The sequence below is a fragment of the Flavobacterium sp. NRK F7 genome, assembly GCF_024054195.1.
GTDB lineage: Bacteria > Bacteroidota > Bacteroidia > Flavobacteriales > Flavobacteriaceae > Flavobacterium.
Window position 1 is genome coordinate 1,101,382 of record NZ_JAMXLB010000001.1, and the last position, 13,140, is coordinate 1,114,521.

Annotated in this window: 11 protein-coding genes; 1 reads left to right on the forward strand and 10 read right to left on the reverse strand. The window is 32.3% G+C overall.

The genetic code is table 11. From position 1 onward, the window contains the following. Nucleotides 1–310: 310 nt before the first annotated feature. From NHF47_RS04685 to rplM, 8 genes are all read right to left on the reverse strand, one after another. Nucleotides 311–2,314, reverse strand: a complete 2,004-nt coding sequence (locus NHF47_RS04685; RefSeq protein ID WP_252763849.1) for a T9SS type A sorting domain-containing protein — start codon at nucleotides 2,312–2,314, stop codon at nucleotides 311–313. 116 nt (nucleotides 2,315–2,430) lie between these two features. Continuing rightward, nucleotides 2,431–2,646: a VF530 family DNA-binding protein gene (locus NHF47_RS04690; RefSeq protein ID WP_252763850.1), complete on the reverse strand. Its 216-nt coding sequence runs from the start codon at nucleotides 2,644–2,646 to the stop codon at nucleotides 2,431–2,433. Nucleotides 2,647–2,695: 49 nt separating this feature from the next. Beyond that, complete coding sequence (locus NHF47_RS04695; RefSeq protein ID WP_252763851.1) at nucleotides 2,696–3,250, reverse strand: DNA-3-methyladenine glycosylase I; 555 nt, start codon at nucleotides 3,248–3,250, stop codon at nucleotides 2,696–2,698. Further along, nucleotides 3,250–6,927: a TraB/GumN family protein gene (locus NHF47_RS04700; protein WP_252763852.1), complete on the reverse strand. Its 3,678-nt coding sequence runs from the start codon at nucleotides 6,925–6,927 to the stop codon at nucleotides 3,250–3,252. Before NHF47_RS04700 ends, NHF47_RS04695 begins: the two co-directional genes overlap by 1 nt. 90 nt (nucleotides 6,928–7,017) lie before the next feature. Then, nucleotides 7,018–7,842 carry a translation elongation factor Ts gene (gene tsf, locus NHF47_RS04705; protein WP_252763853.1) on the reverse strand — a complete coding sequence of 275 codons (825 nt, stop codon included), beginning with the start codon at nucleotides 7,840–7,842 and terminating at the stop codon, nucleotides 7,018–7,020. Between the two features lie 141 nt (nucleotides 7,843–7,983). After that, a complete protein-coding gene (rpsB, locus tag NHF47_RS04710) occupies nucleotides 7,984–8,748 on the reverse strand; it encodes a 30S ribosomal protein S2 (protein ID WP_140999204.1) in 765 nt (254 codons plus the stop codon). Nucleotides 8,749–8,936: 188 nt separating this feature from the next. After that, nucleotides 8,937–9,323, reverse strand: a complete 387-nt coding sequence (rpsI, locus tag NHF47_RS04715) for a 30S ribosomal protein S9 (protein ID WP_130733469.1) — start codon at nucleotides 9,321–9,323, stop codon at nucleotides 8,937–8,939. Next, entirely contained in the window at nucleotides 9,323–9,778 is a 456-nt protein-coding gene (gene rplM, locus NHF47_RS04720) for a 50S ribosomal protein L13 (RefSeq protein ID WP_130733470.1), read from the reverse strand. Before rplM ends, rpsI begins: the two co-directional genes overlap by 1 nt. A 292-nt stretch (nucleotides 9,779–10,070) precedes the next feature. On the opposite strand from rplM, the gene NHF47_RS04725 reads away from it, so the two are divergent. Continuing rightward, nucleotides 10,071–11,096 (forward strand): LacI family DNA-binding transcriptional regulator, encoded by a 1,026-nt coding sequence (locus NHF47_RS04725; RefSeq protein ID WP_252763854.1) that lies wholly within the window; start codon nucleotides 10,071–10,073, stop codon nucleotides 11,094–11,096. On the opposite strand, the gene NHF47_RS04730 is transcribed toward NHF47_RS04725, so the two are convergent. Further along, nucleotides 11,091–11,798 (reverse strand): nicotinamide mononucleotide transporter family protein, encoded by a 708-nt coding sequence (locus NHF47_RS04730; RefSeq protein ID WP_252763855.1) that lies wholly within the window; start codon nucleotides 11,796–11,798, stop codon nucleotides 11,091–11,093. The genes NHF47_RS04725 and NHF47_RS04730 overlap by 6 nt on opposite strands. Further along, nucleotides 11,798–13,108: a serine hydrolase gene (locus tag NHF47_RS04735; RefSeq protein ID WP_252763856.1), complete on the reverse strand. Its 1,311-nt coding sequence runs from the start codon at nucleotides 13,106–13,108 to the stop codon at nucleotides 11,798–11,800. Before NHF47_RS04735 ends, NHF47_RS04730 begins: the two co-directional genes overlap by 1 nt. Nucleotides 13,109–13,140: the final 32 nt, after the last annotated feature.

Sequence of the window (13,140 nt, forward strand, 5' to 3'; positions counted from 1 at the left end):
TTAATGTAGGTTGCAACTGTATGTGATACTAATTACAAGTGTATTAATGTAGGTTGCAACTGTATGTGATACTAATTACAAGTGTATTAATTTAGGTTGCAACTGTATGTGATACTAATTACAAGTGTAGTAGAGCAGGTTACAATTGTATGTGATAGTAGTTATAAGTGTAGTAGCGTAAATTACTATAGTATATGGATAAAAAAATTAACTTTAAAATGTGTTCGTAAGATTGTTTTTTAAACAACAAAAGTCACAATGAAGTGACTTTTGTTATCGCTTTTAGGGTATATAAGTTATTGTATTTCTTTTAGTTTTTAATTATTTTTTTAGAGGTGTTGCCTAAGTCTGTTGCAATAGTTAAAAAGTACATTCCTTTTGCTAAATTAGTTATATCTACTATATTCTTTCCCTTTACGAATGTTCCCTTTTGAATTACTTGTCCGTTTACCGTTATGAGTTCATAGATTGCCTCAGTAGTAAGATCTACGTTAAGAATATCGGAAGTTGGATTCGGATATATACCTGTATTCGATAGGATAGGATCTTCCAGCTCTAAAACATCATTTAGGCCATATATTTGGGTTCGATTGCCAGCGGCATCTTCCAGAAACAAATAGATGTCAAAAGGGGTGTTTTCAGATAAAGGAGAGATGCTATGGGTAACGTTTGTATTTTGAATATTCATGGCAAAGTTACCACTTGTAACGGCTCCAGTTCCAGTAAGGATAGTGTTGTAGTTAACGGATGGTGAACTGTGATACCATGGAAAAACTGCATAATGAATGGTTCCCGCTTCTGGACCATTTACGACTAAATTAATTGAAGTAGGCGTCCCGTTTTCTGTTTGAGGATAGCCTGAATTTAAAGGCTTAATATAATGATCTCCTCCGAAAATTACATAGGATTTTCCTATTTCTGTGGTTGGAGTATAAGGGCTACCTACAACAAAATCCGAGATTCCATCTCCATTGACATCTCCATTTCCACTAGCAGGACGCGCAATATTACTCGGGTTTAATCCATTAATAATAAACCCATTTATTCCATTTAAAGTAGATTCGTTCATTGGATTTGGAAAACCGTTGGCAGTACCAAAAACAATATAAGCTTTACCGTTATTTCCATATACAGAAATGAAATCGTCAATACCATCTAAATTGATGTCACCTATGCCAGCAGATGCTAATGTTCCTGGAAGGGTGAAACCCTCAGTTCCATTCAGACTACTTTGAGGAAAATGAGATGGGAAAGGGGTAGTCCTTCCGAATATTGCATTTGTTTCTGAGAAAAAATCATCAATTCCGTCATTATTAATATCACCTAAAGAGCCTACGAAGGTTAAAAAATTACCGCCATTATTATCAATACTAAATCCATCGGTTCCATTTAAAGAGATGAGGTCTACTAAAGGAGAAAAAGGAGATCCTTTACCAAAAAGGCAATAGCTCACAGCAGGATTGCTGGAATCCCAATTGCCAATAAGAATGTCTTGATAACCGTCATTGTTGATGTCACCAGCAGCACCAACATTGTATGAAGGTCTATCGCCTGGAAAACTACTTGTTTTAAACCCTTTGGTACCATCCAACCAAGAAGCATCAATAGAAGCGGGGAAGTTACTGGAACGACCAAAAAGAATCCAAGCTTGTCCAGACCAATGTGGTGTAGCAATAATAAAATCGTTAATTCCATCTCCATTCACATCACCTAAACCCGCAATTTGATTACTTCCAGGGGTGTCGATTAAAAAGCCATTAGTACCATTAATGTCATTAATAGTAAGTACCGCAGGAAAAGATGGTTTTCCATAAATGACCATATCGTCTGGAGAAGTACTACTCGAACCAATTATTAGATCATCAATTCCATCTCCATTAATGTCACCTGGTCCTGCTATTGTTGCCCCACGTCTTTCATCATAGGCAATACCCTTAACTATAAATCCATTCGTTCCGTCTAAAGTAGTTAAATCAAATGGATTAGGATAAGGAGTACTCGATCCAAAAATAATATAAGCAGCACCTGCATATTGTAAGCCATTTGCAGTTGCAATTTCAGAGCCAAAAGCCATGTCTTCTAATCCATCGTTGTTGATATCTCCTATAAATTGACTTTCCGCGCCAAATTGTAAATCGGTTGGAAGGCCACTAACTTCAAAGCCATTACTGCCATTTAACGAGTTGAGGTTGAAAGTTGCAGGATACAATTGATTTTGAGCTGCTATTTCGGAAATAGGACTGAAAAAACAACTTACTAAAAGGAGAAAGGTATAATTTGTTTTTTTAAAAATTTTGATCTTTAGTTTTTTCATGATAACTATTTGTTTCTAATTAGGAAACAAATTTAATTTACCCATGAAGTGTCCACATCACTAGAAATGATGATATTTTTTATTTAAAATCATGTTGTAGTGTTTGTAAAAGTTTTTTAAGGAAATTTTGGTAAGGTTTTAATATATAAGTCTTCCACTTTTTTTCGGGCCCAATCTGTTTTTCGTAAGAAAGTTAAACTTGATTTTACAGAAGGATTTTCATTAAAACATTTAATTTTAACGAGTTCGCCTAAAGTATCAAAACCGTAGAAATCGACTAATTGTTCTACGATGGTTTGTAAAGTTTTTCCGTGTAAAGGATCGTTACTCATTGTTTTTTGTGCTAAGATAAATTAAGAATACCCATGTTACAGTTTACAACTAGGCTCTGGTAAAGCAATCTGCTATATGATCATTTACCATACCAGTCGCTTGCATGTGGGCGTACACTACAGTAGAACCTACAAACTTGAAGCCTCTTTTCTTCAAATCCTTACTTAGCGCATCCGATAAGGGAGTAGTAGCTGGAACCTCTTTTAAGGTTTGCGGTTTGTTGTCGATGGGCTTTCCATCCACAAAGCCCCAAATGTATTTGGAAAAACTACCAAACTCCTCTTGAATTTTTATAAAAGCTTGTGCATTGGTAACAGCTGCTTTAATTTTTAATTTGTTTCTAATGATACCTGTGTCTTGGCAAAGCGCTTCAATTTTTGCTTCATCATATTGCGCAACTTTGGTAAGATCAAAATGGTCAAAAGCCTTTCTGAAATTTTCACGTTTGGCTAGGACGGTGTACCAACTTAAGCCGGCTTGAAAGGTTTCCAAAATTAAAAATTCAAATAGTGTAGGGTCGTCATACACTGGTTTTCCCCATTCGTTATCGTGATAAGCGCGATATAAATCGTCTTTTTCACACCAAGCGCATCTTGTTTTCATTAATAATCGTCGTATAAGTAATTAGGAAGATAATCTTCTTCGTCTTCTTTTTCGTAACTCGCTCTAAAATGATTGTTATTAAGCGATTCTTTGATAATTGCTTCTAGTTTTGCTTCCACATCTTCTTCTTCATTAATTGTTCTTGCATAAAATGTGGTATACGCTTTAGGATTGATTTTTTTTCCATTCATAAAGAAGGCTATCGTATGGATACTTTTTGAAAAAGTAGCGTTGTCTTTCTCTTTAACCGAATAAAAATAGAAAACAATTTGTTCTTTATGATAATCCACCATCTTTTTTTCAATGAAAGCTACCGAATCTGTAGACTTGATTGTGTAGAAATTATAAAGTGCAGCCAAAGCGATACTGTCATTTTCTATTTCAAGTGGTACGCTTTTGTGTGCCAACAATTGCATGGTTATAAAAGCGGTCTTTTTATCCTTTAAAGCGTTATTCACTGCTTTGGTTGTGTAGGTTTTAGTGACAAAGTCCAAACGTAGTATTTCAATATTTAATTCGGGTATGTTTAATGCTTTTATTTTTGCAATAAAATCATCTCTATCTTTATTTTTTGGATATTTATAAATGATGTTTAAGAAGGTAATAATATCTTCAACAGGTGCATTTTCTTCATAATAATCCTCTGGATCTTTTTCGTCTTCTTCTAAGATATTGTTGGTTTTCCAGCTTTTAATTCTTTTGTATTCTAGTTTTGCATTGGTTAGAATCATTTTTTGATAGGTCTTGAATTTTTTAATAGAGATTAAATCTTTTTCAAGTAAATCAGAACAAAAGTTGAGTAATGGATTTTGATATTCTTTAATACTGTAGAATTGAAAAATATTAGGAAATAATTCTTTCGCATTTTCGGCATTTTTACTGAAATTATTAAACATATTTGCGATATCATATCTATTATCGGAAAGCGGTAAATCATATTCTAGCAATTGAATTATTTTTTGATAGCTTTCTTTTGAATTATGATTGGATAAAGCAATGAGTGTGTTAATTTGAGTTTCAGAATTAGAAGTTTCCGCTTTGTATGTTTTTTCCAAATAAGGAATAACGGAATTGTTTTTAAGGTATCCGATTTTCTTAATCAAATTATTTTTTGCAAACAATTCACTTTTTTTGAAAGGATAGTTGTCTATAAAAGAAGTGATGCTTTCAAAATCCTTTTCGGTAAAATTTAATTTGTAAATAGAGCCAAAAGTATTTTTACGTAAGGTGTCGTTAGTGCTAGAAGCATCTTCTATGAAGCGTTGGATTTTAGTATCAAAGATGGAATTTGATTCTTTACTTTCGAATGGTTCAAAACTTGTAAATGCATTTTCAATAAAAGTGTCATTGTGTTTGTACTCTTTAGGGACTAAAGATTGTAAAATATAGTATTGGTTTGTATTAAACTGGAGTTTGTATTTTACCGCTTGAGAAGCTTTTTTAGTAGAAACTAAGGCTTCGTAAGTATAGGTGTTCATTGTTTCGCTTTCCTTTTCTTCTAAAAGTATTTTAGGATCTTCCTCTTCTTTTTGAAACAAATTGAACCATTCAGTTAGGCCCAATCCTTTTTTGGAATACATATAGGAATTCAGCATGGAAGTATCATTTGTTGCATAATCATCATAATCATAGCCATCATAGTCACCAGTTCTGTTAAATTGATACATGTTGTCTCTTAAATCTAATACATAATCTTTGAAAAATCGTTTGATAGAATCCAGATTTTGAATGGATTCGTATTCGTGAAATTTGTGATATTCTAGAGATACCGTCTTGCCGCTTTTCGACTTAAAGGTGTAATCTTTATACTTCGCTAATAAATTGTTTTTAGTTGTTGTGTAACTATCTTTTTTGATATTTAGAAAAAGTTTTTTGTTTTGGATTTCTGGAATATCAATTCTAAAATGAGCAAGAGTATCGGTGTAGGTTACAAAAGTCTCTTTAGAAGAAGTTGTTTTCAATTCAAAGGAATCAAAAAAAGTTTTTTTGTTTTTTTCTGATGCATTTATGGTGCCTAATAGATAGTATTTATTTCCAGAAATGAATGATTTTAATTGGATGGCTTTATTGCCAATTTTAGATTCAGAGACAAATGCTTCCTTGTCAAAAAAAGTATGTGTTGAATCGATGTCGTGTTGTAAATAAAATTGATAATGAATTTGTTTGTGTTCAAATTTAGCATTCTCTAAAGTCCTATTGTCTTCTAAATTGCGTTCCATAACAAAATAAAAACTATTGTCATCAGCTAAATAAGATTGAATGGTATGACTATTGTTTTTGTTGTTATCGTTTTCACGAATGGTATAGAAATTTGGTAATGTAATGCTAAAAGAAGCGTTTTCTGCTTGAAGTTTTTCCCAATTGGATTGGGTTTTCTTTAATTTAATTTTTTCAAATACTTCATTTTCAAACAAGGTAGTGTAATTATTTAATCCCGACATGGAAATCATAATAATTTCAAGAGGCGTAATGTAGAAACGATATCTTTGATTGTTACCTGTTTTTGTTTTATTTTTAATGTCATAGTACGCAATACCGTCTTTTTCAAAAAAGTCTTTTTGTAAAATCGTACCTGGAATATTTTCATAAAATAAGCTGTCTAATGACTTAGGATTATAAAGATTGGTGTTTGGATTGATAAAGTAATTATGATTGGTTCGGATTACTCGAATAAGTCCACCATTTGCATAATCTGGTGAACCAATGACTCCTTCTTCAGTAATTTCATTTGCTAGTAAAGGAATTTCAATCATTTTATCCGATGTAATATAAGGAGAGAAGCGAGGGGTTTTGAAATACGTTTCAATCTCCTTTTTTTGTTTTTCACCTTTTTCGGTTAATTGGCTGAAAACAGGTTTAACGGTATAGCCTTTTTGAATTAATAAATTAATAATTCCTTCTTTTCCTGCTAAATGAGCGGCACCCACAGCAGCAAAAAGACTACCTCTTTTAGAAATGGAAGCAATGCTATCTGTCATTACTTTGTTTCTATTTATAATTAGTGCATCATGTGCTTTTTTAGAAAAGGCGAGTTTGTAGATGGAGTCTAGGATAGTAATGTTTTTTTCCCTGTAATAATCAACAGTTGCTTCTCCGAACGATTTTCTTTTTAAAATTTTATAAAGTAATTGAATGTTTTCCTCTTTTGGAGTGGCATCAGTAGCATTAATTTGTAGAATAGGGATCATTGATTCAACAGCATCTTCCAAACCTGTAATTTCTTTACCGTATTTTCTTCCTGCCTGGCTGATGAACATATCTAATACTGCATTTTCTTCGTAATCTGCATTTTTATTATCGGAAAGCGATAGATAATTGTAGAAAAAATGACTTTTATTGGTAAACAAAGCCGTCACTTCTTTTTTTGTAATAGGTTTAATATAGAAGGATTGATATAGTTGTGCTGAATGGAGGTATTCTTTTTCTTTCATTAAATCGGAAACAGTTCCCCAAGTTTCTGGGTTACTTTCGTTAGCTACGATATCTGCGTTTAGCAAGGCATCAAAAAAAGAATCGGATAAGTTGTAGGATACTTTATCACTCACATGCATGGTTCCATAGAGGTACGATTTTTTTTGTAAACCATTTCCGCTAATTTCCCAAAGCATACTGTTTTCAGTTTGTGAAAAAAGAAAAGTATAAAATAGTAGGGTAAAGGTAAGGGCAGTTTTTTTCAAAATAATATCTTTTTATAACAAATATATTATAAAAAAACCTCAATCAGAACTCTGATTGAGGTTTTGTATATAATTTTGGTAACTAGAGGATTAACCTAAAGCAACTCTTTTGAATCCTGTAACAGTTAAATCAGCATTTACTGATTTTACATAAGAAGCCACATTCATAGAACCATCTTTAATATAATCTTGGTTTACTAAGGTGTTATCTTTGTAAAAACGTTGGATTTTACCTTTAGAAATGTTATCTAACATTGCTTCTGGTTTTCCTTCAGCTCTTAATTGTTCTTTAGCGATTTCAATTTCTTTTTCGATGATAGCAGCATCAACACCAGCCTCATTTAAAGCGATTGGGTTCATTGCAGCAGCTTGCATAGAAACATTTCTTGCCGCTTCTTCAGCACCTTCTACATTAGCAGATAAAGAAGTTAAAACCGCAATTTTGTTACCAGCGTGGATATAAGAACCTACGAAAGCACCTTCTAATCTTTCGAAAGAACCGATTTCGATTTTTTCTCCAATTACACCAGTTTGCTCAATTAATTTTTCAGCAACAGTGATTCCGTTGAAATCAGAAGCTAATAATTCTTCTTTAGTTGCGTAATTTAAAGCTTGGTTTGCTAAATCTGTAGCTAATTTTACGAAGCTTTCATTTTTGCCTACGAAATCAGTTTCACAGTTTAATGTGATTACTACACCAGCAGTTTTGTCAGCATTTACAACAGCAATTGCAGCACCTTCTGTAGATTCTCTATCAGAACGGTTTGCAGCTACTTTTTGTCCTTTTTTACGAAGGTTTTCGATTGCTAAATCAAAATCTCCGTCTGCTTCAACAAGTGCTTTTTTGCAATCCATCATACCAGCACCTGTAATAGTTCTTAATTTATTTACGTCTGCAGCAGTAATTGTTGCCATATGTTTTTTATTTTAAGATTAAATTTTTTGTAAAAAAAAGAAATTCCAATCTCAAAACCCAAATTCCAACTTTATCAAATCATCAACAATTGTTTCTGATTTTTTTGGAATTTGGAATCTTGATATTGGAATTTATAGTATTTATTCTTCAGTTTCAGTTTGAGGCGCTTGTACCGCTTCTACTTCTTTAACTGGTTGCTCTTCATCTTTATCAGACTTTCTATCAGAAAGACCTTCAATGATAGCGCTAGATACTAAACCTAGAACTTTTTCAATTGATTTAGAAGCATCATCATTTGCAGGAATAACAAAATCAATAGGACGTGGATCCGAGTTTGTATCAACCATTGCAAAAACTGGAATGTTTAATTTTTGAGCTTCTTTTATTGCGATGTGTTCAGCTTTAACGTCTACAACAAATAGAGCAGCAGGTAGTCTAGACATATCTGCAATAGAACCTAAGTTTTTCTCTAATTTAGCACGTAGACGATCTACTTGTAATTTTTCTTTTTTAGAAAGTGTATTAAAAGTACCATCTTTTTTCATTCTATCGATAGAAGCCATTTTCTTAACCGCTTTACGAATAGTAATGAAGTTGGTTAGCATACCACCTGGCCATCTTTCAGTGATGTAAGGCATGTTACAAGCTGCTGCTTTTTCAGCAACGATATCTTTAGCTTGTTTTTTAGTAGCTACGAATAATATTTTTCTTCCTGATGCAGCGATTTTTTTCAAAGCTTCGTTAGCTTCTTCGATTTTTGCTGCAGTTTTATATAGATTAATAATGTGAATACCATTACGTTCCATATAAATGTAAGGAGCCATGTTTGGGTCCCATTTACGAGTCATGTGTCCAAAGTGTACACCTGCTTCTAATAATTCTTTAACGTCAATTTTGTTTGCCATTGTGTAATAGTTTACGTTCCGTGTTATAGCAATGTTCCGTTTGGCTTTAAGCTTTTGACTTTAGGCTTTGGGCTTCATTTAGATGCTAAACTAATTCCCTTTTTAATAAGGAATATCGACAACTTGTTTTTAAATTCAATTTTAATTGTAATAATTTGTTGAAAAAATACTCGGAAAATATTCGAATATTAACGTTTCGAGAATTGGAATCTCTTACGTGCTTTTTTCTGACCAAATTTCTTACGCTCAACCATTCTAGGATCTCTTGTTAATAATCCTTCTGGTTTTAAAATAGCTCTGTTTTCAGCTTCAACTTCACACATTACTCTCGCTAAAGCCATTCTCACAGCTTCTGCTTGTCCTGTAGTTCCTCCTCCATATACATTTACTTTTACATCAAAGTTTTCTGCATTTTCAGTCATAGCTAAAGGTTGCATTACTTTGTATTGTAAAGTTGCAGTTGGGAAGTAAGTTGTAAATTCTCTTTTGTTTACAGTAATTTTTCCTGTTCCTTCTGTAACATAAACACGTGCAACAGCACATTTTCTTCTACCGATTTTGTGAATAACTGCCATTACTTAAGATCGTTTAGGTTTACGGTTTTAGGTTTTTGAGCCTCATGTTTGTGCTCAGTACCTACATATACATTTAAATTTCGGAATAATTCAGCACCTAATTTGTTTTTAGGTAACATTCCTTTTACAGCCTTCTCTACTAATACAGCTGGGTTTTTTTGTTGCTGTACTTTAGCAGTTAAAGTTCTTTGACCTCCTGGGTAACCTGTATGACGCATGTAGATTTTGTCGTCAAGCTTGTTACCAGTAAGGTTGATTTTTTCTGCGTTGATAACAATTACGTTATCACCACAATCAACGTGTGGGGTATAACTTGTCTTGTATTTACCTCTTAATAGCATAGCTACTTTTGAAGCAAAGCGACCTAAGTTATGACCTTCAGCATCAACAACAATCCACTCTTTTTGAGCAGTTGCTTTATTAGCCGATACTGTCTTGTAGCTTAATGTGTTCACAATAATTTATTTAAATTAAACATTCCATTCCCAATTAAGGGAGTGCAAAAGTACAATTATTTATTATAAATACAAATGCTCATGCTATAATATTTTTATTTTGTTGATTTACATAATAGATTGATAGTAAATAGTTTTAGGAATTGAATGTGTATTATCATGTAAACTTCAGATAAATTATTATTTTTACGCATTGAATTTTTATTATAAACCACCTATTTGCTAAAATTTTTAATAGTTGCAGATACTAAATAGGAGTTGTAGAATTCATTACAAACAAATTTGAAAGCATATGAAAGCCAAAGCAACCTTAAAACAAATTGCTAAAGAATTAGGAGTTTCTGTTTCAACAGTTTCTAAAGCATTGAGTGATAGTCAAGAAATCAGTCAAGCGACTAAAGATAAAATCAAAGAATTTGCTGCTTTAAAAAATTACAAGCCCAACTTGATGGCTAAAAACTTAAAATATCAAAAAACGAATACCATTGGTGTTATTATACCCAATATATTAAATTCTTTTTTTGCAAAAGTGTTTAGTGGTATTGAAGACGCTGCTAGAAAAAGAGGTTACAATATAGTTACTGCAATTTCTAATGAATCGCTAGAAAGAGAAAAGCAATTAATGGAGATGCTAAACAATGGTGCAGTAGATGGCTTTATTCTATCTATAGCGGAAGAAACTCAAATGACTAAAAATTTTCAACATTATAATTCCATCATAAAAAGTGGTACTCCAATTGTTATGTTTGATCGAATTACCGATTTAGTAAAATCAGATAAAGTAATTGTTGACGATTTAGACTCTGCTTTTGATGCTACTCAGCATTTAATTAATATAGGGTGTAAACATATTGCCTTGCTTTCAACTATTGATAACTTAAGCGTAGGAAAGCTGCGTTTTGAAGGTTACAAAAAAGCGTTAGAGTTAAATAAAATGGTTTTGGACATGGATTTAATATTAATTGGAGAAGAAGATGAAGCTTTTGATTTAAAAATTGAAAAACTTTTAAAAGCTAAAAAAGTGGATGGTATTTTTGCAGTAGATGAGCATTCGGCTACCAAAGCAATGAAATTAGCTTTACAAAAAGGATATCAAATTCCAAAAGAATTAAACATAATTGGTTTTGCTGATGGAGCTTGGTCACGTAGATTGACCCCTAGTCTTTCTACAGTAAGTCAGCATGCACCTGAAATAGGTGAAAAATCTGCTAATTTATTAATTGATCGGTTATTGGCTAAGAAAGAAGAAAGTTTAGAATACAAAACAGTAGTTATTAAAACCGAACTACGTCAAAGAGATTCCACTAGAAAATTATAATTGCTTGGCTTTGTCATCACGCCATGTAATATAGCCAAGAGTTGCATTAAATAAGTAGAAGACATATTTTACGGTATTGGCAATATTTAATAACATTAGGTTTTGAATAATTTTAAAAACATTATAGGCTTGCCAATTAATCCAATTATCAGGATACATGCGTCCTAAATTAAATGTCCCTCCAAAACTGATTCCTGCTGGAATAGCTATAGCGAAAAATAATTTCCAATCGATAGCTTTATCAGATAGGTAGGCAAAGGCGATGTAATTTAGAAGTAAAGAAAGGAATAACCCTAAAAACATATTTTTGAAGAAAATAAAATCGATGCTGTTTAGGTATTTTTTTTTCTTCCAAATTTTGAAAGCAATATAATTTCCTAAAAAGGAGATAGGATACGTTAAAATAGCACCTACATTTCCTAAAAGATAATCAATAGCGCCACTTAGAAGCGTATTGCAAGTGCTAATTAAATTTCCAAAATTATTTTTTTTAGTTACTAAACGTGTAGCAGTCATGGACAAACACGTGTTTAAAATAGAAAAATAACCCAAATAAAAGATATACTCTTTATTGTTGATGTGAAATGTAAATGTGGTTTTGTAATATTCTAAATAAACAGAAACACTTATGACTAGTAAGACACCAATAATATCTAAATATTTACTATTAGTAATGCTTTTTATTGATGTAAGTAGCGACATTATTCTTTAATAAAGTTGAATTTTCCACCACCTTGATGTAACTCAAGCGTGTTTTCACCGAAAATGATTTCTATTCCAGCTTGTGCAAAAATAAACGTTTTTTCGTCTTTTAGTGTAAGCGGAAACGAACTTTGTCCGGTAGCTTGTGCGAATAGTTCTCCCTCTTTTTCAAAAATGGTAATTTTTAACGGAATATCTTTGGAAGCATAGGTTCCAGAATATTTATCTATGAGCGTTTGATTGATTTTTTCAAAACTAGGAAAGGGATACGGTATTTTGTAATAGATGCTTAAAATACCAATCATCATATCATTGATACTATAATTATCTCCATTTACAATTAAGGAAATACCTAATTTTTCAGTTGGATAATAAGCTGCTTGAGATCGATAGCTTTCGATGCCTCCAGTATGACCGTAAAAACGTCTTTCTCCAAAAGGGAATTGGAATAACGCTTTTCCATAGCCTTCTTTAATAGTAGTCATAGCGTCTAAACTTGTTTTCTTGACTAATTTACCTTGAAATAAGGCTTCCATGAATGAAGTTAAATCATTTGGAGTTGAAATGAGAGCTCCTGCTGCAAAAGCGGTATCAAAATCCCATTCTTCTACTTTTTCCCATTGGTTATCTTTAAAAATATAGGAATAACATTCGTTGTTTTTAGTTTGTACTTTTTCTGTTGGATAATAGGTGTTTTTTAAACCTATTTTACGGCAAATTCTTTTTTCAATGTTTTCGCCGTATGTCATTTTGGTTATCCTTTCAATAATACCTCCTAAGAGATAGTAATTGGAATTGCTGTATTGAAATTTGCTGTCAGGTTCAAACAAAGAGTCATAATTTGCGATTTTAGTATAGATAGCTTCTTTAATATTAGGAGCATTTAACTCTTCTTTCGTTAAGGAATCTTGATTGATATAATCAGGAATACCCGTACGTTGATGTAATAATTGAGAGATTGTAATTTGTTCTGCATTTTTTACTTTGGGAAAAAAGGTAGCTAATGGTGTTTCTAATTGTAACTTTTTTTCTTCTATAAGTTGCATAATGATAATGGCTGTAAAAGTTTTACTAATAGAGCCAATTTTGTATTTGGTATTTGAGTCCGCTTTTTCTTTTGTAGCTACATTGCGAAGGCCATAGGCTTTAGAAAAAACCAACTTTTCTCCTTCGCGAATTGCTAACGAACCCATAAATTTGTTATTACTTTCTAAGTATTGTAATAAACTGTCTATACGTTGTAATCTAGGTTCTATTTGAGCGGATGCAGTAACTCCAATAAAGAGAAAAAGTAGTGCTATTTTTTTCATGTTTTTTAGTTTGCTTTTATTGTTGTGCGTTA

Coding starts and splice junctions, on each gene's coding strand:
- NHF47_RS04735 (WP_252763856.1), bottom strand. CDS start 13,108: ATGAAAAAAATAGCACTACTTTTTCTCTTTATTGGAGTTACTGCATCC.
- NHF47_RS04730 (WP_252763855.1), bottom strand. CDS start 11,798: ATGTCGCTACTTACATCAATAAAAAGCATTACTAATAGTAAATATTTA.
- NHF47_RS04725 (WP_252763854.1), top strand. CDS start 10,071: ATGAAAGCCAAAGCAACCTTAAAACAAATTGCTAAAGAATTAGGAGTT.
- rpsI (WP_130733469.1), bottom strand. CDS start 9,323: ATGGCAGTTATTCACAAAATCGGTAGAAGAAAATGTGCTGTTGCACGT.
- rpsB (WP_140999204.1), bottom strand. CDS start 8,748: ATGGCAAACAAAATTGACGTTAAAGAATTATTAGAAGCAGGTGTACAC.
- NHF47_RS04690 (WP_252763850.1), bottom strand. CDS start 2,646: ATGAGTAACGATCCTTTACACGGAAAAACTTTACAAACCATCGTAGAA.
- tsf (WP_252763853.1), bottom strand. CDS start 7,842: ATGGCAACAATTACTGCTGCAGACGTAAATAAATTAAGAACTATTACA.
- NHF47_RS04685 (WP_252763849.1), bottom strand. CDS start 2,314: ATGAAAAAACTAAAGATCAAAATTTTTAAAAAAACAAATTATACCTTT.
- NHF47_RS04695 (WP_252763851.1), bottom strand. CDS start 3,250: ATGAAAACAAGATGCGCTTGGTGTGAAAAAGACGATTTATATCGCGCT.